22 protein-coding genes are annotated in these 26,641 nt (G+C 69.2%); 10 read left to right on the forward strand and 12 right to left on the reverse strand.

Going from position 1 to position 26,641, the window contains the following annotated elements; translation table 11 throughout:
• The first annotated feature begins 30 nt into the window (after positions 1 to 30).
• Genes RGI145_RS17635 through RGI145_RS17645 form a run of 3 tightly spaced genes read left to right on the forward strand, consistent with a single transcriptional unit; the run spans position 31 to position 2,189 of the window.
• A complete protein-coding gene (locus RGI145_RS17635; RefSeq protein WP_156878590.1) occupies positions 31 to 699 on the forward strand; it encodes an amino acid ABC transporter permease in 669 nt (222 codons plus the stop codon).
• 12 nt (positions 700 to 711) lie between these two features.
• Complete coding sequence (locus RGI145_RS17640; RefSeq protein WP_075799398.1) at positions 712 to 1,377, forward strand: amino acid ABC transporter permease; 666 nt, start codon at positions 712 to 714, stop codon at positions 1,375 to 1,377.
• A gap of 11 nt (positions 1,378 to 1,388) precedes the next feature.
• Positions 1,389 to 2,189: an amino acid ABC transporter ATP-binding protein gene (locus RGI145_RS17645; protein ID WP_075799399.1), complete on the forward strand. Its 801-nt coding sequence runs from the start codon at positions 1,389 to 1,391 to the stop codon at positions 2,187 to 2,189.
• Between the two features lie 403 nt (positions 2,190 to 2,592).
• Here RGI145_RS17645 and RGI145_RS17650 read toward each other — a convergent pair whose 3' ends face one another.
• The 5 genes from RGI145_RS17650 to RGI145_RS17670 all read right to left on the reverse strand — a co-directional run bounded on the left by RGI145_RS17650 (position 2,593) and on the right by RGI145_RS17670 (position 9,811).
• Positions 2,593 to 4,674, reverse strand: a complete 2,082-nt coding sequence (locus tag RGI145_RS17650; protein WP_075799400.1) for a DUF4214 domain-containing protein — start codon at positions 4,672 to 4,674, stop codon at positions 2,593 to 2,595.
• Between the two features lie 249 nt (positions 4,675 to 4,923).
• Positions 4,924 to 5,844: an SH3 domain-containing protein gene (locus tag RGI145_RS17655; RefSeq protein ID WP_075799401.1), complete on the reverse strand. Its 921-nt coding sequence runs from the start codon at positions 5,842 to 5,844 to the stop codon at positions 4,924 to 4,926.
• A 361-nt stretch (positions 5,845 to 6,205) separates the two neighbouring features.
• Positions 6,206 to 7,129, reverse strand: coding sequence for a methylisocitrate lyase (gene prpB / locus RGI145_RS17660; protein WP_075799402.1), 924 nt, complete (start codon positions 7,127 to 7,129; stop codon positions 6,206 to 6,208).
• Positions 7,126 to 8,283 carry a bifunctional 2-methylcitrate synthase/citrate synthase gene (gene prpC / locus RGI145_RS17665; RefSeq protein ID WP_075799403.1) on the reverse strand — a complete coding sequence of 386 codons (1,158 nt, stop codon included), beginning with the start codon at positions 8,281 to 8,283 and terminating at the stop codon, positions 7,126 to 7,128. The genes prpB and prpC overlap by 4 nt, the downstream gene beginning before the upstream one ends.
• A 13-nt stretch (positions 8,284 to 8,296) precedes the next feature.
• Positions 8,297 to 9,811 (reverse strand): MmgE/PrpD family protein, encoded by a 1,515-nt coding sequence (locus tag RGI145_RS17670; protein ID WP_075799404.1) that lies wholly within the window; start codon positions 9,809 to 9,811, stop codon positions 8,297 to 8,299.
• A 102-nt stretch (positions 9,812 to 9,913) separates the two neighbouring features.
• On the opposite strand from RGI145_RS17670, the gene RGI145_RS17675 reads away from it, so the two are divergent.
• The 3 genes from RGI145_RS17675 to RGI145_RS17685 all read left to right on the forward strand — a co-directional run bounded on the left by RGI145_RS17675 (position 9,914) and on the right by RGI145_RS17685 (position 13,788).
• The gene (locus tag RGI145_RS17675; RefSeq protein WP_083670899.1) at positions 9,914 to 11,401 is read left to right on the forward strand and encodes a helix-turn-helix domain-containing protein; all 1,488 of its coding nucleotides are present in this window, start codon (positions 9,914 to 9,916) and stop codon (positions 11,399 to 11,401) included.
• Positions 11,402 to 11,863: 462 nt separating this feature from the next.
• On the forward strand, positions 11,864 to 13,087 hold the full coding sequence (locus RGI145_RS17680; RefSeq protein ID WP_083670902.1) for a serine hydrolase domain-containing protein: 1,224 nt from the start codon (positions 11,864 to 11,866) through the stop codon (positions 13,085 to 13,087).
• 14 nt (positions 13,088 to 13,101) lie between these two features.
• Positions 13,102 to 13,788 (forward strand): class I SAM-dependent methyltransferase, encoded by a 687-nt coding sequence (locus RGI145_RS17685; protein WP_075799406.1) that lies wholly within the window; start codon positions 13,102 to 13,104, stop codon positions 13,786 to 13,788.
• 45 nt (positions 13,789 to 13,833) lie between these two features.
• On the opposite strand, the gene RGI145_RS17690 is transcribed toward RGI145_RS17685, so the two are convergent.
• The gene (locus RGI145_RS17690; protein ID WP_075799407.1) at positions 13,834 to 14,667 is read right to left on the reverse strand and encodes an aldo/keto reductase; all 834 of its coding nucleotides are present in this window, start codon (positions 14,665 to 14,667) and stop codon (positions 13,834 to 13,836) included.
• Between the two features lie 214 nt (positions 14,668 to 14,881).
• Between RGI145_RS17690 and RGI145_RS17695 the strand changes: the two genes are divergently transcribed.
• The 4 genes from RGI145_RS17695 (at position 14,882) to RGI145_RS17710 (ending at position 18,306) form a co-directional block, all read left to right on the forward strand.
• Positions 14,882 to 15,934: a Gfo/Idh/MocA family protein gene (locus RGI145_RS17695; protein WP_075799408.1), complete on the forward strand. Its 1,053-nt coding sequence runs from the start codon at positions 14,882 to 14,884 to the stop codon at positions 15,932 to 15,934.
• 31 nt (positions 15,935 to 15,965) lie between these two features.
• Positions 15,966 to 16,793 carry an IclR family transcriptional regulator gene (locus RGI145_RS17700; RefSeq protein WP_075799409.1) on the forward strand — a complete coding sequence of 276 codons (828 nt, stop codon included), beginning with the start codon at positions 15,966 to 15,968 and terminating at the stop codon, positions 16,791 to 16,793.
• Between the two features lie 62 nt (positions 16,794 to 16,855).
• Entirely contained in the window at positions 16,856 to 17,470 is a 615-nt protein-coding gene (locus tag RGI145_RS17705) for an NIPSNAP family protein (protein ID WP_208863893.1), read from the forward strand.
• Positions 17,471 to 17,481: 11 nt separating this feature from the next.
• On the forward strand, positions 17,482 to 18,306 hold the full coding sequence (locus tag RGI145_RS17710) for a sugar phosphate isomerase/epimerase family protein (protein ID WP_075799410.1): 825 nt from the start codon (positions 17,482 to 17,484) through the stop codon (positions 18,304 to 18,306).
• A 375-nt stretch (positions 18,307 to 18,681) separates the two neighbouring features.
• Here the strand turns inward: RGI145_RS17710 and mmsB are convergent, their stop codons facing one another.
• From mmsB to RGI145_RS17740, 6 genes are all read right to left on the reverse strand, one after another.
• A complete protein-coding gene (mmsB, locus tag RGI145_RS17715; protein WP_075799411.1) occupies positions 18,682 to 19,881 on the reverse strand; it encodes a multiple monosaccharide ABC transporter permease in 1,200 nt (399 codons plus the stop codon).
• Positions 19,878 to 21,437, reverse strand: a complete 1,560-nt coding sequence (gene mmsA / locus RGI145_RS17720) for a multiple monosaccharide ABC transporter ATP-binding protein (protein WP_075799412.1) — start codon at positions 21,435 to 21,437, stop codon at positions 19,878 to 19,880. Before mmsA ends, mmsB begins: the two co-directional genes overlap by 4 nt.
• 70 nt (positions 21,438 to 21,507) lie before the next feature.
• Entirely contained in the window at positions 21,508 to 22,587 is a 1,080-nt protein-coding gene (gene chvE / locus RGI145_RS17725; RefSeq protein WP_269466553.1) for a multiple monosaccharide ABC transporter substrate-binding protein, read from the reverse strand.
• Between the two features lie 73 nt (positions 22,588 to 22,660).
• Positions 22,661 to 23,590, reverse strand: a complete 930-nt coding sequence (locus RGI145_RS17730) for a Gfo/Idh/MocA family protein (protein WP_075799414.1) — start codon at positions 23,588 to 23,590, stop codon at positions 22,661 to 22,663.
• Positions 23,591 to 23,622: 32 nt separating this feature from the next.
• Positions 23,623 to 24,546: a dihydrodipicolinate synthase family protein gene (locus RGI145_RS17735; RefSeq protein WP_075799415.1), complete on the reverse strand. Its 924-nt coding sequence runs from the start codon at positions 24,544 to 24,546 to the stop codon at positions 23,623 to 23,625.
• A 19-nt stretch (positions 24,547 to 24,565) separates the two neighbouring features.
• Complete coding sequence (locus RGI145_RS17740) at positions 24,566 to 26,305, reverse strand: IlvD/Edd family dehydratase (RefSeq protein WP_075799416.1); 1,740 nt, start codon at positions 26,303 to 26,305, stop codon at positions 24,566 to 24,568.
• Between the last annotated feature and the right edge of the window lie 336 nt (positions 26,306 to 26,641).

Genomic DNA, 26,641 nt, shown 5'->3' on the forward strand with positions numbered 1-26,641 from the left:
ATCCTTTTGCACGCAGCGACCGGGACAGGCATGATCGACTACCATTTCGACTGGTCCGTCATCTGGCGGAACTGGGACCGTTTCGCGGCCTCGCTCGGCCTGGGGCTGGGGCTGGCGCTCGCCTCGCTCGCCATCGGCACGGCGATCGGCCTCTTCTGCGCCATGGGGCGTGTCTATGGGCCGCGCTGGATCAGCTGGCCGGTCTGGACCTATGTGGAGGTCATCCGCAACACGCCGCTGCTGCTGTTGGTCTTCTTCATCTATTTCGGCCTGCCGGAGCTGGGCATCTACTGGCTGGACAAGATCCAGTCCTTCATCCTCACTTTGTCCATCTATGCCGGCGCCTATATGTGCGAGGTCTTCCGCGCCGGCCTCGGCACGGTGCCGCGGCAGTACATGGAGGCGGCCAAGGCCATCGGCATGCGGCCCTGGCAGCGGCAGCGCTACGTCATCCTGCCCGTGACCTTCCGCATCACCCTGCCGGCGATCAGCAACAACCTGATCTCGCTGTTCAAGGACACCTCGCTCGCCGCCGCCATCGCGGTGCCGGAGCTGACCTTCACGGCGCGGCAGATCAACGCCAACACCTTCCGCGTGATGGAATCCTGGCTCACCGCCAGCGCGCTCTACCTCGTCACCGCCTATGCGATCGCCCTGCTGCTGCGGCAGGTCGAGCGCCGCTATGCCGTGATCCGCTGAGGGGGACGGAAGATGGATCTCGACCTCTTTTTCGAACAGGCCTGGCTCGCCCGCTTCTCGCTGCTTTCGGGGCTCCAGGTCACCATCGCCACCTCGCTGCTCAGTATCCTCCTCGCCACCCTGGCCGGGCTGGCGATGGGGGCCGTGCTCGCCTATGCCTGGGCCCCCTTCCGCTGGCTGGCGCGGGCCTATGTGGATTTCATGCGCGGCATCCCGGTGCTGGTGCTGATCCTCTTCACCTTCTACGGGCTGGCGCTGTTCAAGGTGAACGTCACCCCCTTCGCCGCCGGGGTGATCGCGCTGTCCGCCTTCGCCACGGCACATGTGGCGGAGAATCTGCGCGGCGCGCTGCAATCCGTGCCCGCCGGGCAGATGGAGGCGGCCAAGGCCATCGGCCTGACCTTCTCGAAGCGCCTCTGGTACGTGATCATCCCGCAGGCGGTGCGCCGCGCCCTGCCGCCCTGGGTGAACATCTGCCTGGAGATCGTGAAGGGCTCCACGCTGCTCTCGGTGATCGGCGTGGTCGAGCTGCTGCTGGCGACGCAGCAGGCGATCTCGCGCAACTACATGATCATCCAGTTCTATCTCCTGGCGGCGATCCTCTACCTGATCGTCAACTTCGCCATCGCCCAGCTTGGCGCGCTGCTGGAGCGGCGCTTTTCCTATATCCGCAGTTGAGGTCCCCCATCATGAGCCAGAGCGACGGCGCCCAGCCCCTTCTCCGCGCGCGCGACGTGCACAAGAGCTTCGGTTCGGTGGAGGTGCTGAAGGGTATCGATCTCGAAGTGGGCCAGGGCCAGGTGGTGTCGCTGATCGGCGCCTCCGGCTCCGGCAAGACCACCTTCCTGCGCTGCGTGAACCTGCTGGAGGAACATGACGGCGGCGAGATCCTGCTGGATGGGGACCCGATCGGCTATCGCGTCGAGAACGGGCGGCGCCGGCGGCTGAGCGAGGCCGCGGTTTCCGCCCAGCGCGCCCGCATCGGCATGGTGTTCCAGAGCTTCAACCTCTTCCCGCACCTGACGGCGGAGGAGAACGTGATGCTCGGCCTCGTCCGCGTTCTGGGCAAGGGAAAGGCGGAGGCGCGCGACATCGCCGGGCACTGGCTGGACCGCGTGGGCCTGGGGCCGCGGCGCGGGCATTATCCCTACCAGCTTTCCGGCGGGCAGCAGCAGCGCGTGGCCATCGCCCGCGCCGTCGCCATGCAGCCGCGCCTGCTGCTCTTCGACGAGGTGACCTCCGCCCTCGATCCGGAGCTGGTGGCCGAGGTGCTGGGTGTGATGCAGAACCTCGCCGAGAGCGGCATGACCATGCTCCTGGTCAGCCACGAGATGCTCTTCGTGCGCGACGTGTCGCACCATGTCGTCTTCATGGATGGCGGCCGCGTCGCCCAGGCCGGGCCGCCGAAGGAAATCTTCGGCAACCCGTCCAGCGACAGGCTGCGGAGCTTCCTCGGGCGCTTCCACGGCATCTTCGGGACTATGGGCTGACCCGGCCGCCGGTCGCGGCGCCTCGTTTCCGGCGTCGCTCTGTCCCCGGGGGATAAGGCTCCGCCGTCGACGCAGTGCGTCGCCCCCCCCCCGGACCCCCTTATCCGCCAGGACGCTGCGCGCCCTGGACCCCATTCGTTGGCGCTCACTGCGGCCGGATCGCGCCGGAGAGCATCGCTCTCCGGCAGGCTGCCGGTGCCACCAGCGCGGAGAAGGCGTTTTCTTGTTTTTGGGAGCCCCGCCGATCCACCTGCGCCCGGGATCGGAGGTCAGGCCGACGGTTACCACAGGCGCCAACTCAAGCCCGGGGTCTGGGGACCGGCTTCGGTCCCCAGCGGTGTGGGGGTCTCGGGGTCGAGGCGGCGCCTTGCCCCCGGCGGGCAACCACGACGTGCAAGGACGATCAGGCGAAGGCGATGCCGCTGTGGATACCGTCACTGCCGGTGTTCGCCATGGTCAGCGACTGGTGCTCCACGCTCTCGGACACCGCCAGCAGCACGCCTCCGCGCGACAGGGCATGGGTTTCCAGCAGGTTCAGGAAGAAGGCATGGCCGCCCGCATCCGGTTCACGGTGCAGGGCGGTGTGGTAGAGGCCGGTGACGAAGGCTTCGTCGCTCTGCTGTCCGTGCAGTGCGTTCCATTCCGGCGTGGTCAGCCAGAGGTCCGGTAGTTGCGCGAAGGTGAACAACTGCCCCTTCACCGCCGTCACCCAGTTCTCAAGGCCCTCCCGGTCCGGCAAGCGCCCGAAGGCGGCGTCGTAGAGGCGGGCGATGGGCACCGCCGCTTGGTCGGGAACCCAGATCCCCGCCTCGACCTGGCTGGCGGTGCTGGCACGGTTCTCCCGCCCCTCGGAGATGGAAAGCAGGGCCTGTTCCAGCCCTTCCGACGAGAAGGCGGATCGCGCGGCGATGCCGGCTGACGCCGTTCCGTAGACGTTGCTCTCGATCCTTGCCAGGACGCCGGCCGCGTCCGTCGCGCCCCCCGCCTGGAATTCGGGGCTGGCCAGGAAGTTGTGCGCCAGGGTCTCCAGGCTGCCCCCCGCCGCCAGGAAGGCGAGGTGGTGCTGCAACCCGCCCGGGTCCGGCGCCCGGTTCAGGACGGCTTTGTAGAGCCGGACGACCTGCGCCGCGGCGTCGTCGGCGTCGAAGACCAGTCTTCCATCCGTCAGCGCGACGACATCCAGCGCCGCGGCGTGATAGGCGGTGCCGCCATGCAGGATGGTGACGCCGCCGCTGGCGTCGCTCACCTGGACCTCCCGCAGCCCTGTCGCGTGCAGGGCGGCGACGCTCTGGCCCGTGGCATCCTGGGTGACGGACAGGGCCTGCAACGCCGCGGCGGTCACGGCCACGCCGGCGGCGGGGGCCCAGACCGGCAGGCCCTGGTCGTCATAGACCGCGTTGCCCTGGCCCGGGCCGCTGCTGTCCGCCAGGCGGCCATAGCCCCAGCCATAGTAGAGGGTCCCACCCGTCAGTGGCAGGTCCGACGCGAAATCCAGCCGCAGCGTGTCGCCATCCACGACCGTGACATGCGTGGCGGCGATGGAGGTGCCGTCCGACAGCCGGACCGTCCAGCCCAGGCCGGAGGCCGCCGCATCGCCGAGGGCGGCGAAGGCATGGGCGCCGTCATGCTGCACATCGACGGTCAGGCTGGTGGCGCCGATGCGCTGCGCCCAGATGACCTCCGGCCCCTCGTTGTCGATGTTGCCCTGTGCCAGCGCGACCGGCGATCCCGGCAGGGCATATTCCGACCAGCCCTCCGCGATGCTGAGGGCGGCGCGCTGGATCACCAGGGCGGCGTCGCTGGCCGACATGTGCCCGCCGCCATATTCCGTGGTGGCGGCGTTGGCGTCGAGGTTGTCGAAGCTCATGTCCAGGTCGAGGGCCCGGGCGGCGATCGTGGCGTTGAAGCCCGCATCGGCGGCCAGCTTCTCCATGACCGTGCGGATCGCCTGGAGGCCGTCGGGGGCGTAGCTGCGATAGGGGATCGCGCTGACGAAGTCGTAGGACATGTCCAGCGCCGAGTCGCCGAAGGCCGCGCGCAGCAGCGCGGCGTCGTAGCGGACCGCGCTTTCCCACATCGCCGCCGCGGCGGCCGCGGTGAGGCTGCCGTTCTGGATGTCGTGCTGCAGGGTCAGGCTGTCGGTCTCGTTGTGCAGCCAGAGCACGGTGGTGGGATTGTCCCGCAGGTCGGCGGAAAGGCCCTGGACGTAGTTCAGCAGCCGCTGTTCCACCGTGCCGGCCGTCCAGCCCTGCTGCCAGTCGCCGTTCACTGCCGTCAGCCAGTCGCCGAGGAAGCCGGTGGCGCCCTGGATGGTGGTGGCCGAGCTGTCGGCGCTGAGTGGCCCGGCCAGGATATGGACCTGGTTCTGGACGCCGTCGAAGCCGAGGAGCGCCTCGACCGCCTGTTTCAGCTTGTTCGCGCCGCCGAAATTGAGTGCCAGGAGCTCAGCATTGGACTGGCCCCTTACCAGAATATTGAGATCCAATGTCTTGCTCCCGCAAGAATTTCATTGGATCTTTCTTATGGGCGCCGAATGTAGTTTCCCTTAACCACGATATATCTGGGACATTCCATTGAATTCTCTTTTTGTGCGGCCTGTTTGTTCAGTATTTTTTCAATCTTCCCTGGATGACGACTTCCTGCCCCGTCGGTTCATGCGGCGTGGACCCGATTCGCGAAACCGAGAGGCTTTCCTCAGTCGCGCGCCTGTGGGTGGAAACGGGGTTGTGGCGCGTCAGCGCGGCCTGTCCGTCAGGCTCGAATGAACCCATCCCCAGGGCTGATCCGCCCCCACCTGATACCAGCCGCCCAGGGCTTCCCGGAAGACGGACAAGGCGGTGCCGCGCGGCAGGGTGCGCAAGACCTGCGACTGGTTCCGCGGTTCGGTGCGCAGGTTGCCGGCCTGCCTCATCGCGATCCTCGCGATGACCGGCTCTTCCGCGCGCCGGGGCTCCACACGGGCTTCCGTACCGGGTGCGCCCCGCTCGCCGGCCGGCTCCGGTGCGACGGGCGCGGCAGCCGGCAGGCGGGCCCCTGGGCGGGGTTCATCCGTTCCCGGTCCCGTCTCCGGGGCTGGAGGGATGGAACCGGAGCTGGCGGAAGGAACCGGCCGCGCCGGTACAGGCTGGGCGGGGAAGGCCTGAGGGGGGAGAGGCTGAGGGGGGAGAGGCTGGGTGGGCGCGGGGGAGAGCATGGTCCGGACGGCCTCCACCCCCTCCCCGGGAAGCAGCATCCAGCCACCGGCCATCACCCCGGCGCAGACCAGCAGGCCGGCCAGCCAGCCCCTGCCGGGGCGGGAGGCGGGCGGATGGGAGCCCTCGGGATCGGAAAGCGGTGCGGGGCGGTCGGCCAGTTGCTCCGCCCAGCGCCCCCGGGAAGCCTGGGAGGTCGAGAGGAGCCGCTGGACCGCCATCAGGGTGGCCCGCAGCTTCGCCGGGTCGGGATGGTCAGCCTGGAGCTGCGTCCGGATGTCGAGCAGCAGGAACTCGACATTGGCACGGGCGGGATAAGGGATGGAATCCAGCCGGCCGGCGATGTCATCGACCGTCGCCAGGACCTTGAGGGCCTCGAAGCGCCGCTTTGCCGTCTGTCCAGCCTGTGCGTCCGGCTCTGCCGTGTCTGATCCCCATCCCGGTCGCGCATCCTGCTGGAACATAGTCACCCCTTAATCTTCCCAGAGTAGTAGAAGGATCGTCGCTGCAACTCGCGATCCGCCCGCAAGAAAACGGATTGGAATTCCTCCTCGCCATTCCAACCTTGGATTTCGGGCAACCTAAAAACAGACTCCGGGCCTGGGTGCAAACTTCATCTTGCCGTGGCGGGAATTCTTCGGGTGTTCATGACCTCCCCCACAGCGGGGCCGAACGAGGCAGTGGGCCAGGGCGGCGGTGGGAACAGGACAGAGGGTTCCAGCGCCGCCGGCATGGGGGCTGGGGAGGCGTGCCTGCGGGGCCAGGGGCCTCGGGGTGGGACGGTTCCGGGGAACCGTCCCTTGTTGCAGGGTGCCCCCGGGGGCCTCAGCCCTTCTGGGGCATGCCCTGCGGCACCACGGTCTTCACGATGGAGGCGTCCAGCGCCTCGTAATCGCCATAGCCGATGGTGGCGTAGAGTTCCGCGCGGGTCTGCATGCGGTCCACCATCTTCTGCGTGCCGCCGTCGCGGCGGATGGCGGCGTAGAGCTCCTCCTGCGCCTTGTTCGCGACGCGGAGCGAGGAGACGGGCCAGATCACCATGGAATAGCCCATCTCCTCGAACTCGCTGGCCGTGAAGAAGGGCGTGCGGCCGAACTCGGTCATGTTGGCCAGCAGCTTCGCCCCCGGCATGCGGCGGGCGAACTCGCGGAACATCTCGGCATTGGTCAGCGCCTCGGGGAAGATCGCGTCCGCCCCGGCCTCCAGGTAGAGCTTCGCCCGCGCCACGGCGCCGTCGATGCCCTCGCTGGCCGCCGCGTCGGTGCGCGCCACCAGCACGAGGTTCCGGCGGGCATGGGCGGCGGCGGCCACCTTCGCCGCCATGTCATGCGCGTCGGCCAGCTTCTTGTCGTTCAGGTGCCCGCATTTCTTGGGCAGGAGCTGGTCCTCGATATGCACCGCCCCGGCGCCCGCCTCCTCGAAGGCGCGGACCATGTGCATGACGTTCAGCGCCTCGCCATAGCCCGTGTCCCCATCCACCAGCAGCGGCAGGCCGGAGGCGCGGGCGATCTGGCGGATGAAGAAGCAGACCTCGTCCACCGTGATGATGCCGAGATCCGGCAGGCCCATCGAGGCGGTCATGGCCGCGCCGGACAGGTACAGCCCCTCGAAGCCCGCAGCCCTCGCCTGCAGGGCCGCCTGGCCGTTATGCGCGCCGGGAAGCTGCAGGATGCCGGGGCCGTCCAGCAGGGCGCGGAAGCGCTCCCCGGCCGGACGGTCGGGGAGGTCCCTGGCGGTGAGATAGGTCAAGACAGGCTCTCCCGCTTCTCCAGCGGCACGAAGGGGCGGTCCTCCGGGCCGGTGTAGTTGGCATTGGGGCGGATGATCTTGTTGTCCACCCGCTGTTCCAGCACATGGGCGGACCAGCCGGCGGTGCGGGCGATGACGAAGAGCGGCGTGAACATCGCCGTCGGCACGCCCATCATGTGGTAGGAGACGGCCGAGTACCAGTCGAGGTTCGCGAACATCCGCTTGGTGTCCGCCATCACCGCCTCGATGCGCTCGGCGATGCGGAACATCTTCATCGAGCCGACCTGCCGCGACAGGTCCTCCGCCACCTGTTTGATCACTGCGTTGCGCGGGTCGGAGACGGTGTAGACCGGGTGGCCGAAGCCGATCACCACCTCCTTGTTCTCGACGCGGCGACGGATATCGGCCTCGGCCTCGTCCGGATCGGCGTAGCGCTTCTGCACGGCGAAGGCGAACTCGTTGGCGCCGCCATGCTTGGGCCCGCGCAGGGCGCCGATGCCGCCGGCGATGGCGGAATAGAGATCGGAGCCGGTGCCCGCGATCACCCGGCAGGTGAAGGTGGAGGCGTTGAACTCGTGCTCCGCATAGAGGTTCAGCGAGGTGTGCATCGCCCGCACCCATTCCGCCGAGGGCTCGCGCCCGTGCAGGAGGTGCAGGAAATGGCCGCCGATGCTGTCGTCGTCCGTCTCGACCTCGATGCGCCGGCCGTTCTGCGAGAAGTGGTGCCAGTAGAGCAGCATCGAGCCGAGCGAGGCCATCAGCCGGTCGGCGATGTCGCGCGCGCCGCTGGGGTTGTGGTCCTCCTGTTCCGGCAGGGCGCAGCCCAGCGCCGAAACGCCGCTGCGCATCACATCCATCGGATGCGAGGCGGCGGGCAGCGCCTCCAGCACCTGCTTCACCGCGGCGGGGATGCCGCGCCAGGAGCGCAGCTTGGCCTTGTAGCCGCGCAGCTCCGCCTCGGTGGGCAGGGAGCCGTGGACGAGGAGATAGGCGATCTCCTCGAACTCGCACTGCGCCGCGATCTCCAGGATGTCGTAGCCGCGGTAGTGCAGGTCGTTGCCGCTGCGCCCCACGGTGCAGAGCGCGGTGTTGCCGGCGACGACGCCGGACAAGGCGACGGACTTCTTGGGCTTCGGCGTGGTGGTCCCGCTCATGGCCTCTCCTCCCTTACCCGTTCCAGCCGAAGATGCCGCGCCGCTCGTTGCGCGCCAGACCGCCCTGCGGCAGCGCGACGGTCAGCCCGGCGAGCTCCTCCGCCCGCAGATCCGGCAGGCGCTGCGCCAGGGCGAGGAAGCGTTCCGCCTCCGCCGCGTCGAGGATGCCCTCGGTCAGCGTGCGGAACTTGCGGATGTAGTCCGGCCGCTTCCAGGGTGTGGCGCCCAGGCTGTGCGCGTTGGCCACGCCCAGCTCGTCGCTGATCGTGCTGCCGTCCTTCATCCGGATGGTGATGCGGCCGCCGAAGGCCTTCACCGCCGGATCATGCGTGTGGTAGCGCTCGGTCCATTGCGGGTCCTCCACCGTGCGGATCTTGTGCCAGAGCCGCACCGTGTCGGGGCGGCGCGCCCGCTCCGGGGCATAGGAGCGCACATGGTGCCATTCGCCGTCCTGCAGGGCGACGGCGACGATGTACATGATGGAATGGTCCAGCGTTTCGCGCGACGCCTCCGGATCCATCTTCTGCGGGTCGTTGGCGCCGGTGCCGATGACGTAGTGCGTGTGGTGGCTGGTCTCGATCAGGATGTCGTCCACGTCGTCCCAGTCCTTCACCTTCCTGCCCATGCGGAAGGCGAGGTCGATCAGCGCCTGGGACTGGTATTCCGCCGAATGCTCCTTGGTGTAGGTGTCGAGGATGGCGCGCTTGGCCTCGCCCCGGCCCGGCAGCGGCACGCGGTAATGCGCGTCCCTGCCGTCCAGCATCCAGGCGATCACGCTGTCCTCGCCCTCGTAGATCGGGCTCGGCGCGCCCTCCCCCAGCATGGCGCGGTCCACCGCCTCCACCGCCAGCTTGCCGGCATGAGAGGGGGCGAAGGCCTTCCAGGAGCTGATCTCGCCCTTGCGGCTCTGCCGCGTGGCCGTGGTCACGTGCAGCGCCTGCTGCACCGCCTGGTAGATCGTGGCGGTGTCCAGCCCCAGCAGCGTGCCGATGCCCGCCGCCGCCGAGGGGCCCAGATGCGCGACATGGTCGATCTTGTGCTTGTGCAGGCTGATCGCCTTCACGAGATCGACCTGGATCTCGTAGCCGGTGGCGAGGCCGCGGATCAGCGCCTTGCCGTCCGCGCCGCATTGCTGTGCCACGGCAAGGATGGGCGGGATGTTGTCGCCGGGATGGGAATATTCCGCCGCCAGGAAGGTGTCGTGGTAGTCCAGCTCCCGCACCGCCGTGCCGTTCGCCCAGGCGGCCCATTCCGCATGGACGCGGACATCCGGCCCCAGGCCGAAGACGGTGGCGCCGCCCGCGCGGGGATGGGCCAGCGCCTCGGTGCGGGCCGTGGTGACCGGGTGGCGGTTGATCGCGGCGATGGCGACCGAGGCGTTGTCGATGATCCGGTTGACGATCATCTCGGAGACGTCCGCCTCGACCGCCACCGGGTCGGCGGCCACCTCGGCGATCTTCCAGGCCAGTTGTTCTTCCCGCTTCAGCCGGTCGGCCTCGGGATGCACGCGCACGTCATGGATCTGCATGGGCTGACCCTCACTCCCTGGTATTTTGCGAAGTTTGTCATGACGCCCCTGGGAGGTCAGCCCGGCTTTCGGCATAATCGTGCCATTCCCGGCGGATGGTTTGTGAAGTCTGTGAAGGCCCCGCAACGGCAGGACAGGAAGATCTTCGCTGGCGACCGGCTGCGGCGGCTGCGCCTGGGGCGCGGGCTGAGCCAGGCGGCGCTGGCGGAACGGCTCGGCATCTCGCCCAGCTATCTGAGCCAGATGGAGGCGGACCAGCGCCCCCTCACCGCCCGGCTGCGCCGCCGCGCGGCGGAACGGCTGGGCGTGCCGGAAGGGCTGTTCGGCGAGGAGCGGGACGAACGCCTCGCCGACAACCTGCGCGAGGCTTGCGGCGACGCGCTCTTCGGCAAGGGCACCGTTTCGCCGGAGGAGGCCCGGGCGGCGGTGCGCGCCGCGCCGGAGGTGGCGGACCGCTTCCTCACCCTGTACCGCGCCTATCTGGCCCTGAGCGAGCAGCACCAGGAGCTGCACGACCGCATCGCCGCCAGGAGGGAAGCCGGCGGGGAATCCGGCGGGGAGACCGGCGAGGATTTCGCCGCCGTGCCGCATTTCCCCTATGACGATGTCGGGGACTGGGTGCAGTCGCGCAACAACCACTTCGACCGGCTGGACCGCGCCGCCGAGGCGCTGGCGGAACGGCTGAGCCCCGATGGCGTCATCACCCAGGAGCATCTGGCCCGCCACCTGCGCGACCGGCACGGGATCGCCATCGCCGAGGTGCCGGGCCTGCTGGCCCAGGGCACGGTCTGGCGGCTGCAAAGGCGGGAGGGGCAGCTCCTCCTCGCCAAGGAGGCCGCCCCGGCCAGCCGGCTCTTCTGGATGGCGCATGTGGTCGCCCTGCTGGACCAGCGCGGGCTGATCCTGGCCGAGATCCGCGCTGCCGGCCTCGCCAGCGCCGAGGCGCGCGCCCTGGCGCGGATCGGGCTGGCCAACTATTTCGCCGGGGCGCTGCTGATGCCCTACGAGCCCTTCCTGCGCGAAGCCGAGCTGCTGCGCTATGACATCGAGCAGTTGCAGACGCGTTTCGGTGCCAGCTTCGAGCAGGTCTGCCACCGGCTCAGCACGCTCCAGCGGCCGGGCCGTCCCGGCATCCCCTTCTTCCTGGTCAAGACCGACATCGCCGGCAATGTGCTGAAGCGCAGCAGCGCCACGCGCTTCCGCTTCGCGCGCTTCGGCGGCCCCTGCCCGCTCTGGAACGTGTACCGCACCTTCACCCAGCCCGGCCGCGTGCTGGTGCAGGTGGCGCGGACGCCGGACGGCGTCGCCTATCTCAGCATCGCCCGCACCGTGGGGCGCGGCGGCGGCGCCTATCTCAGCCGCCCGCGCAACGTCGCCGTCGTGATCGGCTGCGAGATCGACTATGCCGGCCGCACCGTCTATGCGACCGGCCTCGACCTGCGCGACCCGGGCTTCCACGACCCGATCGGCCCCGGCTGCCGCGCCTGCGAACGCACCGACTGCCGCCACCGCGCCGTGCCGCCTGCCAGCCAGTCGATCGACGTGGGCAGCCTGGAACGCGGCGTGGTGCCCTATCGCGTGCGGACCTGATCGGGGGGCGGGCCCGTCTTGCCGCTGCGCTGCGTGGCAGCCCCCGGGGGCAAGGCTCCGCCTCGCCCCCGAGACCCCCACTCCGCTGGGGACCGAAGCCGGTCCCCAGACCCCGGGCTCTCGTGGGCGCTTGTGGTGGCCGTTGGCCTGACGCCTGATCCCTTGTGTGCAGGTGGATCAGCGGGGTTCCCGAAAAAGAAGGAACACACCGTGTCCGTGCTGGTGGCACCGGCAGTCCGCCGGAGAGCATGGCTCTCCGGCGCGATCCGGCCGCAGCGGGAACCAACGAATGGGGTCCAGGGCGCGCAGCGTCCTGGCGGATAAGGGGGTTCCGGGGGGAAAAGGCGGAGCCTTGTCCCCCGGGCCACAGAGCGACGCCGGATCACCCCGGGGCGGAGGGTCTTTCCGTGCCCGGGCATCCTCTGCCACCCTGCCGCCCCTCGCGACATGGAGTGCCAGCGCATGACGGACAGGATGACCGATTGCCCCGAGGAGGTCGGGCTCTCCGGCGAGCGGCTGGCGCGTGTGGACGCCTGGCGGGAGGCGCAGGTGCGGGACGACAGGCTGGCCGGGGCCACCACGCTGGTGATGCGGCGCGGGCGGGTGGCGCATCTGGGCTGCTCGGGGCTCGCCGACGTCGCGCGGGGCGTGCCGATGGCGCCGGACAGCATCCTGCGCATCTATTCGATGACCAAGCCGCTCACCAGCGTGGCCATCATGATGCTCTACGAGGAAGGGCGCTTCCAGCTCGACGATCCGGTCACGCGCTTCCTGCCGTGCTTCCGGGACATGCGGGTCTTCACCACCGGCAGCCGGGGCAGCTACGAGACCGTGCCGGCGGAACGCGACATCACCTTCCGCGACCTGCTGACGCATACCTCCGGGCTGACCTACGGCATGATGCACGCCAACATGGTCGATGCCCTGTACCGGGAACGGGGCGTGGACTTCCAGACCTCCGAGCGCAGCCTGGGGGAGGTGGTGGAGATCGCGGCCTCGCTGCCGCTGCTGGCGCAGCCGGGGCGGGAATGGAACTACTCCATCGCCACGGATGTGCTGGGACATCTGGTGGCCGTCATCTCCGGCCGGGATTTCGGCGATTTCCTGCGGGAGCGCGTCATCGCGCCGCTCGACATGGAGGACACGGATTTCCACGTGCCGGAGGCGAAGCTGCCGCGCTTCGCCGCCAACTACCGGCGCGGCGACAAGGGTGGCGTCGCGCTGCTGGAGGACCCGCGGGACAGCCTTTTCGGCCACCCGCGCCGGATCTGCTCCGGCGGCGGCGGGCTGGTCTCGACCGTGGGCGACTATGCGCGCTTCTGCCGCTTTCTGTTGAACAAGGGGGAGCTGGACGGCACCCGCCTGCTCGGCCGCAAGACGGTGGAGCTGATGATGACCAACCACCTGCGCGGCGACATGGCGGCGATGGGGCAGCCCCGGTTTTCCGAAAGCACCTATGAGGGCGTCGGCTTCGGCCTGGGCTTCTCCGTGATGCTCGATCCGGCGCGGGCGCAGATCCTGGGCACGCCGGGGGAATGCGCCTGGGGCGGCGCGGCCAGCACCGCCTTCTGGGTCGATCCGGCGGAGGAGATGGCGGTGATCCTGCTGACCCAGCTCATGCCGTCCTCGGCCTATCCGCTGCGGCGGGAGCTGCGGGTGCTGACCTATCAGGCGATCATCGACTGAGGGAGAGCGGGGACATGAGCGACAGGACCTATGGCACCTGGTACCGGGACACGTCGCGGGAGGCGGCGATGGAGGAAGGGCACCGCCCCCTCTGGCGTCACTTCATCGACATCGTGCCCGAGACCGACCTCTCGACGCGCGACGTGCTGGATTTCGGCTGCAACCGCGGCGGCTTCCTGCGGCTGCTGCATGCGCTGAAGCCGTTCCGGCACGGGCTGGGCGTCGATATCGCGGAGGATTCCGTCGCGGCGGCCCAGGCCCTCAAGGGGCTCGCGCCGCTGGACTTCGCCGTGGCAACGGATCTCTCGCCCTGGCGGGACAGCTTCGACATCGCCTTCAGCTACGAGGTCGTCTACCTGCTGCCGGACCTCGCGGCGCATGCCGCCGGCATGCATGCGGCGCTGCGCCCCGGCGGCGTGTACTATGCCGTGACCGGCTGCCACACGGCGATGCCGCTCTGGCCCGCCTGGCGCGAGTTGATCGGCGGCATCACCCAGGCGCCGGTGCAGGACCGCTCGCCGGAGGATTATGCGGCGGCTTTCGCCGGGGCGGGCTTCGACGTCTCTGTGCGGCGCTTCGGCTATGACGGCTTCGTGCCGGCGGGGAAGTGCAGCGACTACTACCCGACGCTGCAGGATGCCCTGGCTTATCCCGCCGAGCACAAGCTGCTGTTCCGCATGGTGCGGCGGGAAGCGGCCTGAACCGATGCGCGGCGGGGAGGAGCACCCTCCCCGCCGCGCCGGACCTCAGGCCTCCGGCCCGTCGCTCCAGTCCGGCGCGAAGTCCGGGCTGACCATCCGCTGGTCCTTGGGCAGGCGCGCGATGGCGGCGCGGTCCTCGTCGTCCAGCTTCAGCTTCAGCGAATCCAGGTTGGCCTGCTGGTTGGCGCGGCTGGCGGCCTTGGGCACCGCCGAGACGCCCTCCTGGTCCAGCAGCCATTTCAGCGCGACCTGCGCCGGGGTGGCGCCGTGCTTCTTCGCGATGGCCTGGATCTCCGGGATCTCCGCCACCTTGTTGCGGGCCAGCGGGCTGTAGGCGGTGAGCGCGATGTCGTGCTTCCGCGCATAGTCCAGCAGTTTCGTCTGGCCGAGCGTCACATGGTACTCGACCTGCAGGCAGGCGATCGGCGCCTTCAGCTCCTCGACCACCTGGCGCAGCAGCGGGCGCGGGAAGTTCGCCACGCCGATCTGGCGTGCCTTGCCTTCGTCCTTCAGCCGGACCAGCGCCTCGATGGTGCGCGGCAGGTCCCAGTCCTTCGCCGGCCAGTGGATCAGGTAGAGGTCCACGTAGTCGGTCCGCAGCTTCTCCAGGCTGCGCGCCATGGCCTCGTTCATCGCCTGCGGCGACAGATGGTCCCACCAGACCTTGGTGGTCAGGTGCACGTCGCCGCGCGCCACGCCGGAGGATGCGAGGCCGGCGCCCACCGCATCCTCGTTCTCGTAGCGCTCCGCCGTGTCGAGATGGCGGTAGCCAAGTTCCAGCGCCTGCTTCACCGCGGCCTCGCACTCCGCGCCCGTCATCGGCCAGGTGCCGAAGCCCAGATTGGGCATGCGCAGCCCGTGCTGCGTCAGGATTTCCATGCTCTCCGCTCCTCTTCCATCCGCTTGTCGCCGGCCATTGACCCGGTCCGCTTCCCGGCACCGGGGTGGCCGCGACGGCCGGCCCCGGTCAGGCCCATGGCGCCCATCCTGGCAGGGTCCAAGCCGGTCGGTAAAATTTGGAATTGAATTCCAATTCTGAACGCGATATCAGAATAGGCAGCAAAACCGATAAGTCCATGGGGAGAGGACATCCATGCCATCCGTTGCCGTTATCGGAGCCGGGGTCATCGGCCGCGCCCATATCCGCATCCTGGCCGGGCTGCCGGCGGAGCAGGGGCGGCTCGCCGCCATCGTCGATCCCACGCCGGCCGGCGCCGAGCTGGCCGCCTCGCTGGGCGTGCCGCATTTCGCCGAGGCCGAGGCGATGCTCGACACGGTCCGTCCGGATGGCGCCGTCATCGCCACGCCGAACACGCTGCATGTTCCCGGCGCGCGCGCCTGCATCGCACGCCGCACCGCCATGCTGATCGAGAAGCCGCTCGCCGAGGATCTCGACCTCGCCCTCGCCGTGGCGAAGGAGGCCGAGGAGGCCGACGTGCCGCTGCTGGTCGGGCATTTCCGCCGCCACAACCCGGTGACGCGCCGGGCGCGGGAGATCCTGCGCGGCGGCGGGCTCGGCAGGCTGGTGGCGATCAGCGCCGATTCCATGGTGCTGAAGCCTGACCCCTACTACAACGTCGCCTGGCGCCGCGAGCCGGGCGGCGGGCCGGTGCTGATCAACATCGTCCACGACATCGATGCGCTCCGCTTCCTCTGCGGCGAGATCGAGACGGTGCAGGCCGTGACCGGCAACACCGCGCGCGGCTTTCCCGTCGAGGATACGGCGGCGGTGATCCTGCGCTTCCGCAGCGGCGCGCTCTGCACCATCACCCTGTCCGACGCCGTGCCCTCGCCCTGGTGCTGGGACCAGACGGCGGGCGAGAACCCCACCTTCCCGCCCCACGAGGCCAATGCCTACCGGCTTTGCGGCACCGAGGCGTCGCTGGAGATGCCGCGCCTGGCGCTGTGGCGCTATCCCGGCCAGCGCGGCTGGGACCAGAAGCTGGAGCGCGAGGCCCTGGAGGTCGAGGCGCGCGACCCGCTGGTGGAACAGATGCACCACTTCCTGCGCGTGATCCGGCGCGAGGAAGCGCCGCTCGTGTCCGGGCGGGACGGTGCCGCCACGCTGGCGGCGACGCTGGCCGTGCCCCGTTCCGCCGCCACGGGCGAGGCGGTGCGGCCCGCCTATACGCTGGACGCGGCATGAGCGGCGCGGCGCGGCGACGGAGACCGCGGCGATGACGGCCGTTCTCGACCGCAGCCTGCGCCTGCTGGAACAACTGGCGCTGCAGGCGGAGGGCCTGCCGCTGCACATGCTGGCGGACCGGCTGCAGATCCCGCGCAGCGCCGCGCACCGCCTGCTGAACGAGCTGATCCGCGAGGGCTATGTGCGGCAGGAGCGGGAGGGCGGCCCCTACAGCCTGACCATCCGGCTGGTCTCGCTGGGCCTCACCTATCTCGCCCGCAACGGCATCCCGGATGTGGCGCAGCCCATCCTGGACGGCCTGGCGCGGCGCAGCGGCGAGCTCTGCCGCCTCGGCATCACCGACGGCACGAGCCTGACCTGGGTGGCCAAGGCGCAGGGAGCACGGGACGGGCTGCGCTATGACCCGGATGACGGCGCCCAGGCCATGCTGGCTCCCACCGCCAACGGACAGGCCTGGCTCGCCAGCATGAGCGACGAGGCGGCGCTGGCGCTGGTGGCGCGGCAGGAGATCGGGCATGGCGGCTTCGGCGACCCGGCCCGGATGGGGCCCGGCGCGCCGCGCACGGTGCAGGCGCTGCTGGAACAGCTCTCCCAGGCACGCCGCCAGGGCTATGCCATCATGGCGGAGGGCTCCGCCCCCGGCACCGCCGCCGTGGCCGCGGTGATCCGCCAGCCGGAAAGCGGCGCGGTGATCGGCACGCTGAGCCTCGCCGGCCCCTCGGTGCGGATGACGGAAGCGCGGCTGCACGCGCTGGCGCCCGACCTGCTGGCGGCGGCGGCGGAGATGGGCGAGGCCAGCCGCGCCTCCCGCCTCTTCGCCCCGCGCCCGGCGCAGCAGGCGGACAGCGCGGCTGCCTGAAGGGGAGATGGGCGCGGCGGGGATTCCCACCGGCCCGGCAGGACGATCCAGACAAGGAGACGATGATGCAACGCTACGAGATCGCGACCCTCAACACGGCCCTGGGCGGGGCGGCCAAGGCCGCGCCGGGCATCGAGGGCTTCTGCCGCGAGGGCGCCGGCAGGCTGCTCGGCTGCTGGGCCACGGAGATCGGCCCGCTGAACCAGGTGCTGATCCTGCGCGGCTTCGACACGGCCGAGGATGCCGCGAAGGAGCGGGAGCGCACCCTGCGCGCCGCCAATCCCTTCGGCGCCGCCGAGGTGCTGAACGGCATGACCCTGGACGGCTATGCGCCCTTCCCCTTCCTGCCGCCGGTCGAGCCCGGCGAGTACGGCCCGGTCTATGAGATCCGCACCTATGTGCTGAAGACCGGCGGCGTCGAGCCGACGATCGCGGCCTGGGAGGCGGCCATTCCCGCGCGCGTGAAGTACTCGCCGCTGACCATCGCGATGTACGCGCTCGACGGTGCGCCGCGCTTCACCCATATCTGGCCGTTCAAGAGCCTGAACGACCGCGCCGCCGTGCGCGCGCAGACCGTGACGGACGGCGTCTGGCCGCCCAAGGGCGGGCCGGCCTGGCTGACCACCGACATGCGCTCCACCATCGGGCTGCCGCTGCCCATCTCGCCGCTGCGCTGAGACCCGCCGCGATGGAACGCGTCTTCTCCCTCGCCGCGCTCACCGCGTTGGAACTGGCGCCGCCGGCCATGATCGACGTGGCCGCCGCCACCGGCTGCGCCCTTGTCGGGCTGCGGCTGATCCCCGTCGCGCCGGGGGCCGCCGCCTATCCGCTGATGGACGACAAGCCCCTGATGCGGGACACGCTGGCCCGCATCCGCGACACCGGCGTCAAGGTGGCCGATCTGGAGATCGTCATGCTGCGGCCGGACACGGATATCGCGGCACTGCGGCCCTTCTTCGAGGCCGGGGCGGAGTTGGGGGCGAAGAACGTGCTCGTCGCCGGCTACGACCCCGACGAGGCGCGGCTGATCGACAGCTTCGCCCGCTTCTGCCAGGAGGCCGCGCCCTTCGGCCTGACCGGCGACCTGGAGTTCATGCCCTGGACCCAGGTGCCGGACCTGCCCACCGCGATCCGCGTCGTGGAGAAGGCAGGACAGCCCAATGGCGGCGTGCTGGTGGATGCGCTGCACTTCGACCGTTCCAACAGCACGCTGGAGGATGTGGCGAAGCTGCTGCGCCACCGGATGCACTACTGGCAGATGTGCGACGCGCCGGGCGGGCGGAACTGGCAGGACTGGACCACCGAGGAACTGCTCCACACCGCCCGTGCCGAGCGCCGCTTCCCCGGCGATGGCGGGATCGACCTCGTGGCGCTGACCCGCGCCATGCCGGCGGACATTCCCGTCAGCCTGGAGATCCCGACGCTGGAACTGGCGAAGACGGTGGGGGCCGAGGAACGCGTCCGCCGCGCGGTCGCCGCGGCGAAGCAGGTGATCGCGGCCGCGGAAGGCTGACGCCGCTTCCCCGGCTGTTCCTGCGGCGCGCTGCGTGGTGGCCCGCCGTGGGAGAGGCGCCGCCTCTCCCACACCCTCTCCGCCGGGGACCGAAGCCGGTCCCCGGACCCCGGGCTTTCGTTGGTGCCTGTGTTGGCCGTCAGTCCAGCACCTGATCCCCGGGGAGCAGGTGGATCAGTGGGGCTCCCCGAAAAAAGCAAACACCCTGTCCGCGCTCGTGGCGCCCACAGTCGCCGGAGAGCCATGCTCTCCGGCGCGATCCAGCCGCAGCGAGTGCCAGCGAATGGGGTCCAGGGCGCGAAGCGTCCTGGCGGATAAGGGGGTCCGGGGGAAAAGGCGGAGCCTTGTCCCCCGGGGACGGAGCGACGCCGAACGCTATCGCCGCTGGTTGTACACATCCACGCAAACGGCGCCGAGCAGGACGATGCCCTTGATCACCTGCTGGTAGTCGATGCCGATGCCCAGGATGGACATGCCGTTGTTCATCACGCCCATGATCAACGCGCCGATCACCGCGCCGACCACCTTGCCCACGCCGCCATAGGCGGAGGCTCCGCCGATGAAGCAGGCGGCGATCACGTCCAGCTCGAAGCCGAGCCCCGCCTTGGGCGTCGCGGTGTTCAGGCGGGCGGTGAAGATCAGCCCGGCCAGTGCCGCCAGCATGCCCATGTTGACGAAGGTGAGGAAGGTCAGCCGCTCCGTCTTCACGCCGGACAGCTTGGCCGCCTTCTCGTTGCCGCCGACCGCGTAGATCTGCCGCCCGACGATCGTCCGGTTGGTGACGAAGGCGTAGAGCGCGATCAGCACCAGCATGATCAGCAGCACGTTGGGCAGGCCGCGATGGGAGGCGATCAGGAAGGTCAGGTAGATGGTCATGCCCGCGATGACGAGGTTCTTCACCGCGAAGAAGGGCATGGGCTCGACCTCCACCCCGTGGCCCTGCTGCCGCAGCCGGCCACGCCAGGCGAACCAGACCATGGCCAGCGCCATGACCACGCCGAGCAGGAGCGAGGTCAGGTAGACGCCGCCCTGCTGGCCGAGGAATTCCGGGATGAAGCCGGAGGAGAGGCGCTGGAACTCCACCGGGAAGGGGCCGACCGACTTGCCGCCCAGCACGGAAAGCATCAGCCCCTTGAAGACCAGCATCCCGGCCAGGGTGACGATGAAGGAGGGGATCCTCAGATAGGCGACGAACCAGCCCTGCATCCCGCCGATGATGCCGCCGGCCACCAGGCAGATCAGCGCCGCCGGCACGAAGGGGATGCCGAACTGTACGATCAACACGGCGGAAAGGGCGCCGATGAACCCCGCCACCGAGCCGACCGAGAGGTCGATATGGCCGGTGACGATCACCATCAGCATGCCGAGCGCCATGATGACGATGTAGCTGTTCTGCAGAACGAGGTTGGTGAGGTTCAGCGGCCGCAGCAGCGTGCCGTCGGTCATCACCTGGAAGAACAGCATGATGGCGAAGAGCGAGAGCAGCATGCCGTAGCTGCGCAGGCTTTCCTTCACCAGGCTGGCATGGCCCGTCCGCGCCGGCGGCGGGCCGGGAAAAGTGGCCTGTTCGCTCATGGCACCGTTTCTCCCATGGGTTCCGGGCGGAGGGCGCGGTTGTTCACGATGGCCCGCATGATCCGCTCCTGGGACGCCTCGGCGGCCGGAAACTCGCCGACGAAGCGCCCCTCGTTCATCACGCAGATGCGGTCGCAGATGCCAAGCAGCTCCGGCATCTCGGAGGAGATGACGATCACGCCCTTGCCGCTGTCGGCCAGCTCCTGGATGATCTGGTAGATCTCGTACTTGGCGCCGACATCGATGCCGCGGGTCGGCTCGTCGAGGATCAGCACCTCCGGCCCCGAGAAGAGCCACTTGGACAGCACGACCTTCTGCTGGTTGCCGCCCGAGAGCTTGCCGGTTTCCTGATAGACGCTGGAGCAGCGGATCCGCATCCGCGCGCGGAATTCCTGCGCCACCTTCAGCTCCCGGATGTCGTCGATCACGGACCGGCTGGCGACGGCGGGCAGGTTGGCGAGGGTGATGTTCTTGCGGATATCCTCGTCCAGCAGCAGGCCGAGCTGCTTGCGGTCCTCGGTCACATAGGCGAGGCCGGCGTCGATGGCGCGGCGGACGGTGGACAGGTCCACCCCCCGCCCTTGCAGGAAGGCGCGGCCGGTGATGTTGCGGCCATAGGAGCGGCCGAAGACGCTCATGGCGAATTCCGTCCGCCCGGCGCCCATCAGCCCGGCGATGCCCACGATCTCGCCGCGCCGGACGTGGAAGCTCACATCCTTCACCACCTTGCGGCCGGGATGCAGCGGATGGTCCACGGACCAGTCCTCGACGCGGAAGATCTCCTCCCCGATCCGCGGTGTGTGGTGCGGGTAGCGGCTCTCCAGGTCGCGGTCCACCATCCGGCGGATGATGTGGTCCTCTTCCACCGGTGCCTCGCGGCAATCCATCGTTTCCACCGTCTGGCCGTCGCGCAGCACGGTGATGCGGTCGGCGACGGTCGAGATCTCGTTCAGCTTGTGCGAGATCAGGATGGAGGCGATGCCCTGCGCCCGGAACTCCATCAGCAGGTCCAGCAGCGCCTGGCTGTCGCGCTCGTTCAGGCTGGCGGTGGGTTCGTCCAGGATCAGAAGGCGCACCTCCTTGGACAGCGCCTTGGCGATCTCCACGAGCTGCTGCTTGCCGACGCCGATATCGGTGACCAGCGTGTCGGGCGAATCCGTCAGCCCGACCTTGGCCAGCAGCGCCCGGGTGCGGCGGTACACCTCACTCCGGTCGATCACGCCGAAGCGGGTGGGCGCATTGGCCAGGAAGATGTTCTCGGCGATCGACATCAGCGGCACCAGCGCGAGTTCCTGGTGGATGATGATGATCCCGAGCGCCTCGGAGTCGTTGATGTCGCGGAACTGACGGGCCCGCCCGTCATAGATGATCTCGCCCTCGTAGCTGCCATGCGGATAGACGCCGCTCAGCACCTTCATCAGGGTGGACTTGCCGGCACCGTTCTCGCCCACCAGCGCATGGATCTCGGCGGGCATGACGGTGAGGTTGACGTTGTTCAGCGCCCGCACCACGCCGAAGCGCTTGGTGATGCCGCGCATTTCCAGGATGGGTTCCATCGCCGTCCTCCGGTTTCAGCCCCATGACCGGATGCGGGGCGCGCCGCGAGGGGGCGCCCCGTGCCGGAGGTCAGACGATCTCCTGCTTTTTGTAGTAGCCGCTGCCGACCAGCACCTGTTCCCAGTTGCTCTTGTCCACGATCACCGGCTTGAGCAGGTAGGACGGCACGACCTTGACGCCGTTGTTGTAGCTCTTGGTGTCGTTCACCTTGACCTCCTGACCGGAGAGCACGGCATCGACCATGTCGGCCGTGACCTTGGCGAGCTCCCGCGTGTCCTTGAAGATCGTGGAATACTGCTCGCCCGCCAGGATCGACTTCACCGAGGGGATCTCGGCATCCTGGCCGGAAACCACGGGCATGGGCATGTTGCCGCTGCCATAGCCGACGCCCTTGAGCGAGGAGAGGATGCCGATCGAGAGCCCGTCATAGGGCGAGAGAACGGCGTTCAGGCGGCGGTCGGTGTAGAAGGCGCTCAGCAGGTTGTCCATGCGCGACTGCGCCGTGGCCGGGTCCCAGCGCAGGATGGAGACCTTGTCCATGCCCATCTGGCCGCTCGGCACCACCAGCTTCTTGCTGTCGATGTAGGGCTGCAGCACCGACATCGCGCCGTTGTAGAAGAAGTAGGCGTTGTTGTCGTCGGGCGAGCCGCCGAAGAGCTCGATGTTGAAGGGGCCGGCACCGTCCTTCAGCTTCAGCGCGGATTCGATGGACTGCGCCTGGAGCACGCCGACCTGGAAGTTGTCGAAGGTGGCGTAGTAGTCCACGTTCTTTGAGCCGCGGATCAGCCGGTCATAGGCGATGACCTTGGTGCCGGCGGCGGCCGCCTGGCTCAGCACGTCGGAGAGGGTGGTGCCGTCGATCGAGGCGATGACCAGGACCTTGGCGCCCTTGGTCAGCATGTTCTCGATCTGCGAGAGCTGATTGGGAATGTCGTCGTCGGCGTATTGCAGGTCGGTGGTGTAGCCCCGCTCCTTCAGCACCTTGACGATGTTGTCGCCGTCCTGGATCCAGCGGGTGGAGGATTTGGTGGGCATGGCGATGCCCACATTTCCCTTCTTCTGCGCATGGGCCGGCATGGCCAGCCCGGCGGTGAGGCCGGTGGCGCCGAGCATGGCCACGGAGGCGGTCATCAGGGTTCTGCGCTTCATCATTTCCTCACTTTTATCGTTATGGGCCGCTTCCGCGGATTCGCCGGTCCGCGGGGGGTGCTTCCGGGGGCTCTCAGGCCTCGTGAAACGCCTCCACGGTGATCCGTCGTCCCAGCATGAAGGCATCCGCGACATGGATCATAGGGGAGAGGTCCACGTCGCAGGCAGCCGCCCGGATTAAATCGACGAAATGCCGGTAGATGCCCCGATATTCGGCCTCCGGCGCCTCCAGCAGCAAGTCACCATTCCGTTCCAGCCGGGCGCCGCCATGGGAAAGGGTCAGGCGCTCCGCCTCCGTCTCCAGATGGATGTCCCAGCTCTGCGGCCCGGTCTGGCGCCAGTCGAACTCGGCGCGGAAATCGCCGTCCTGCTCCGCGCCGAAGCGCAGCGCGGCCGCGATCGGCGCCGCGCGGTTGGCGGGGAAGGAAAGCGCCGCTTCCGTCAGGAAGACCGGAAAGGGCAGGATGCGGGTGAGGATGGAAAGCGCGTTGATCCCCGGATCGAAGACGCCGAGCCCGCCCGGCTCCCAGATCCATTCCTGGCCGGGATGCCAGACGCGCACATCCTCCTTCCACTGGATCAGCAGGGAGCGCATGCGCTGGCCGGTGAGGCGCTCGCGCAGTGGCTCCACCGCCGGGGCGAAGCGGGAATGCCAAGTGGCGAAGAGCGTCAGCCCCTTCCGCCGCGCCGTCTCCTCCAGAGGGCCGATCTCGGCCAGCGTGGCGCCGGGGGGCTTTTCCAGCAGCACGTGCTTGCCGGCAGCCAGCGCCTGGGCCGCCAGTTCGTGCCGCCCCTGCGGCGGCGTGCAGAGCGCCACCGCATCGATGGGCGTGCCGGAGGCCAGCAACTCCTCCAGCGTCGCGAAGGAGGGAAGATCCGGCAGCCCGGCATGGCGGCTGGCGATGCCCGCCAGGGCGATGCCCGGCGTGGCCGCGATGGCGGGCAGGTGCTGGTCGCGCGCGATCTTGCCCAGCCCGACCAGCCCCAGCCGGATCTCACCCATGCATCGCCTCCCCCCTTCCTGCTGGCCCCGTTCTAGCGGCCCCAGCGCAGCACCAGCGGGTCGAGCCGCCGTGCGATCTCGATCAGCCCCGCGCGCGTGGCCGGATGCAGCGGCATCAGCGGGTGGCGCACCGCCTCGGAGCGAATGACGCCACCTTCCTTCATCAGCGACTTGCACGCCACCAGCCCGCACTGGCGATTCTCATAATTGATCAGCGGCAGCCAGCGGGCGTAGGCGTCCATCGCCTCCTCCCGCCGCCCGGCCTCCCACGGGTCCATGATCTGGCGGATGCCGTCGGGGTAGCCGCCGCCGGTCATCGCCCCGGTGGCCCCGGCATCGAGGTCGGCCATCAGGGTGATCGCCTCCTCGCCATCCCAGGGGCCGATGATCGCGTCGCCGCCGATCTCGATCAGCCGGCGCAGCTTGGCGGCGGCCTGCGGCACCTCGATCTTGAAATAGGCGACATTGGGGATCTCGCGCGCCATCCGGGCCAGGAACTCGGCGGAAAGCGGCGTGCCCGCCACCGGCGCGTCCTGGATCATGATGGGGATGCGGATGGCATCCGAGACACGCCGGAAGAACTCGTGGATCCCGGGCTCGGCAACGCGGAAGGTCGCACCGTGATAGGGCGGCATGACCATCACCATGGCCGCGCCCATGTCCTGCGCCCGCTTCGAGCGCTCGGCACAGATCTCGCTGCCGAAATGCGTGGTGGTCACGATCACCGGCACGCGGCCGGCGACATGCTCCAGCACCGCCCGCATCACCTGGTCGCGCTCCTCGTCCGTCAGCACGAACTGCTCGGAGAAGTTGGCCAGGATGCAGAGGCCGTGCGAGCCGGCATCGATCATGAAGTCGATGGCCCGGCGCTGGCCGTCGAGGTCGAGGCGCCCGTTCTCGTCGAACACGGTCGGGGCGACGGGGAAGACGCCGCGATAGGCGTGGGACCTGGTCATGGATGTTCTCTCCCGGGCTTCAATGGTTGTCACGGGCGACGGGCGAGCCGCTGTTGCCGACGAGGAAGTCGAGATCGACGCCCTTGTCCGCCTGCAGCACGTGCTCGACATACATCTTCGTGTAGCCCCGCTTGGCGAGCGGCGTTTCCGGCGGCACCCAGGCGGCCCGGCGCGCCGCCAGCACCTCGTCGGACACGTGCAGGTTCAGGCTGCGCGCCGCGACGTCGAGGGTGATCATGTCGCCGTTCTCGACCAGGGCGAGGTTGCCGCCCGCCATGGCCTCCGGCGCCACATGCAGCACGACGGTGCCATAGGCGGTGCCGGACATGCGGGCGTCGGAGATGCGGATCATGTCGCGCACGCCCTGGCGCAGCAGCTTGGGCGGCAGCGGCATGTTGCCGACCTCGGCCATGCCGGGATAGCCCTTCGGCCCGCAATACTTCAGCACCATGATGCAGGTCTCGTCGATGTCGAGATCCTCGTCGTTGATGCGGTGGTGCAGGTCCTCGATGCTTTCGAAGACCACGGCGCGGCCGGTGTGCTGCAACAGGTGCGGCGAGGCGGCGGAAGGCTTGATCACCGCGCCGTCCGGGCAGAGGTTGCCGCGCAGGATGGCGATGCCGGCATGCGGCTTGAACGGCGCGTCATAGCTGTGGATGACGTCGCGGTTCCAGCACTCGGCCTCCGCCACGTTCTCCGCCAGGGTGCGGCCATTGGCGGTGACCGCATCGGCATGCAGCAACCCGCGCTCCACCAGCTCCCGCAGCACCACGGGCAGGCCGCCGGCGTAGTAGAAATCCTCCATCAGGTGCTCGCCGGAGGGCTTGAGGTTCACGAGGCAGTTCACCTCGCTTGCCAGCCGGTCGAAATCCTCCAGCGTCAGCGGGATGCCCAGCCGCCCGGCGATGGCCAGCAGGTGCACCACCGCGTTGGTGGAACCGCCGATCGCCGCCAGGGTGCGGATCGCGTTCTCGAAGGCCTGCCGCGTCAGGATCTTCGACATGCGCATGTCCTCGCGCACCATCTCCACGATCCGCCGCCCGGCGAGCCGCGCGAGCTGGTTGCGCCGCGCATCCGGCGCCGGGATGGCGGCGTTGGTGGGCAGGCCGATGCCCAGCGCCTCGACCATCGAGGCCATGGTGGAGGCCGTGCCCATGGTCATGCAGGAGCCGGCGGAGCGCGACATGGCGCCCTCGGCCTCATGGAACTGGCGCAGCGTGATCTCGCCGGCGCGGAGCTGCTCGCTCATCGAGATGGTGTTGGTGCCGGAGCCGATCTTCTGGCCGCGGTAATGCCCGCTCAGCATCGGGCCGCCGGAAACGCCGATGGTCGGCAGGTCCACGCTGGCCGCACCCATCAGCAGCGCCGGGGTGGTCTTGTCGCAGCCCATCAGCAGCACCACGCCGTCCAGCGGGTTGGCGCGCAGCGCCTCCTCCACATCCATCGAGGCGAGGTTGCGGTAGAGCATGGCGGTCGGGCGCATCTGCGTCTCGCCCAGGCTCAGCACCGGGAATTCCAGCGGATAGCCGCCGGCCTCCAGGATGCCGTGGCGCACATGCTCGGCGATGGTGCGGAAATGCCCGTTGCAGGGCGTCAGCTCCGACCAGGTGTTGCAGATGCCCACCACCGGGCGGCCGTCGAACTGGTCGTCGGGCAGGCCCCGGTTGCGCAGCCAGGAGCGGTAGTAGAACCCCATCTTGTCCTGGCGCGCGAACCATTCCCGGCTGCGCAGACCCTTGCCCTCGGGCTTCTCGTCCATCTTGAATTCCTGACGTCCTGGCCGGCGGCGCCTGCCTGCCGGCAATTCCTCTGTGTGCCGGGCGGGAAGTTGCCCGGGCGCCCCGCTTCAGCCCCGCGCCACGCGGCAGAACGTTGGCGGGCTGGCAGCCTCGCGGCCGGGGCGGGGCCCGGCCCCGATGGGGAGCGTCTGCGCGGCCGTCTCCGGCACGGTGCTTCGGGGATCCATGCGAACCCTTCCTCCTGGCCGCGCCTCTGCTCCGGGATGTCGGTTCATGCCGGGGGCGCGATTCCTTGGACGACAGGGATAGGGAGCAGGGCAGAACAAGTCCAATGCCAAGACGGGCGGAATCGATAC

It is taken from the genome of Roseomonas gilardii, from assembly GCF_001941945.1.
GTDB lineage: Bacteria > Pseudomonadota > Alphaproteobacteria > Acetobacterales > Acetobacteraceae > Roseomonas.

What these genes read in the sequence shown, in the direction of transcription:
- chvE (WP_269466553.1), bottom strand. Translation starts at nt 22,587, where the DNA reads ATGAAGCGCAGAACCCTGATGACCGCCTCCGTGGCCATGCTCGGCGCC.
- RGI145_RS17740 (WP_075799416.1), bottom strand. Translation starts at nt 26,305, where the DNA reads ATGGACGAGAAGCCCGAGGGCAAGGGTCTGCGCAGCCGGGAATGGTTC.
- RGI145_RS17735 (WP_075799415.1), bottom strand. Translation starts at nt 24,546, where the DNA reads ATGACCAGGTCCCACGCCTATCGCGGCGTCTTCCCCGTCGCCCCGACC.
- RGI145_RS17695 (WP_075799408.1), top strand. Translation starts at nt 14,882, where the DNA reads ATGCCATCCGTTGCCGTTATCGGAGCCGGGGTCATCGGCCGCGCCCAT.
- RGI145_RS17670 (WP_075799404.1), bottom strand. Translation starts at nt 9,811, where the DNA reads ATGCAGATCCATGACGTGCGCGTGCATCCCGAGGCCGACCGGCTGAAG.
- RGI145_RS17635 (WP_156878590.1), top strand. Translation starts at nt 31, where the DNA reads ATGATCGACTACCATTTCGACTGGTCCGTCATCTGGCGGAACTGGGAC.
- RGI145_RS17640 (WP_075799398.1), top strand. Translation starts at nt 712, where the DNA reads ATGGATCTCGACCTCTTTTTCGAACAGGCCTGGCTCGCCCGCTTCTCG.
- RGI145_RS17680 (WP_083670902.1), top strand. Translation starts at nt 11,864, where the DNA reads ATGACGGACAGGATGACCGATTGCCCCGAGGAGGTCGGGCTCTCCGGC.
- RGI145_RS17730 (WP_075799414.1), bottom strand. Translation starts at nt 23,590, where the DNA reads ATGGGTGAGATCCGGCTGGGGCTGGTCGGGCTGGGCAAGATCGCGCGC.
- mmsB (WP_075799411.1), bottom strand. Translation starts at nt 19,881, where the DNA reads ATGAGCGAACAGGCCACTTTTCCCGGCCCGCCGCCGGCGCGGACGGGC.
- RGI145_RS17645 (WP_075799399.1), top strand. Translation starts at nt 1,389, where the DNA reads ATGAGCCAGAGCGACGGCGCCCAGCCCCTTCTCCGCGCGCGCGACGTG.
- RGI145_RS17655 (WP_075799401.1), bottom strand. Translation starts at nt 5,844, where the DNA reads ATGTTCCAGCAGGATGCGCGACCGGGATGGGGATCAGACACGGCAGAG.
- RGI145_RS17700 (WP_075799409.1), top strand. Translation starts at nt 15,966, where the DNA reads ATGACGGCCGTTCTCGACCGCAGCCTGCGCCTGCTGGAACAACTGGCG.
- prpC (WP_075799403.1), bottom strand. Translation starts at nt 8,283, where the DNA reads ATGAGCGGGACCACCACGCCGAAGCCCAAGAAGTCCGTCGCCTTGTCC.
- RGI145_RS17690 (WP_075799407.1), bottom strand. Translation starts at nt 14,667, where the DNA reads ATGGAAATCCTGACGCAGCACGGGCTGCGCATGCCCAATCTGGGCTTC.
- RGI145_RS17710 (WP_075799410.1), top strand. Translation starts at nt 17,482, where the DNA reads ATGGAACGCGTCTTCTCCCTCGCCGCGCTCACCGCGTTGGAACTGGCG.
- RGI145_RS17685 (WP_075799406.1), top strand. Translation starts at nt 13,102, where the DNA reads ATGAGCGACAGGACCTATGGCACCTGGTACCGGGACACGTCGCGGGAG.
- mmsA (WP_075799412.1), bottom strand. Translation starts at nt 21,437, where the DNA reads ATGGAACCCATCCTGGAAATGCGCGGCATCACCAAGCGCTTCGGCGTG.
- RGI145_RS17705 (WP_208863893.1), top strand. Translation starts at nt 16,856, where the DNA reads ATGATGCAACGCTACGAGATCGCGACCCTCAACACGGCCCTGGGCGGG.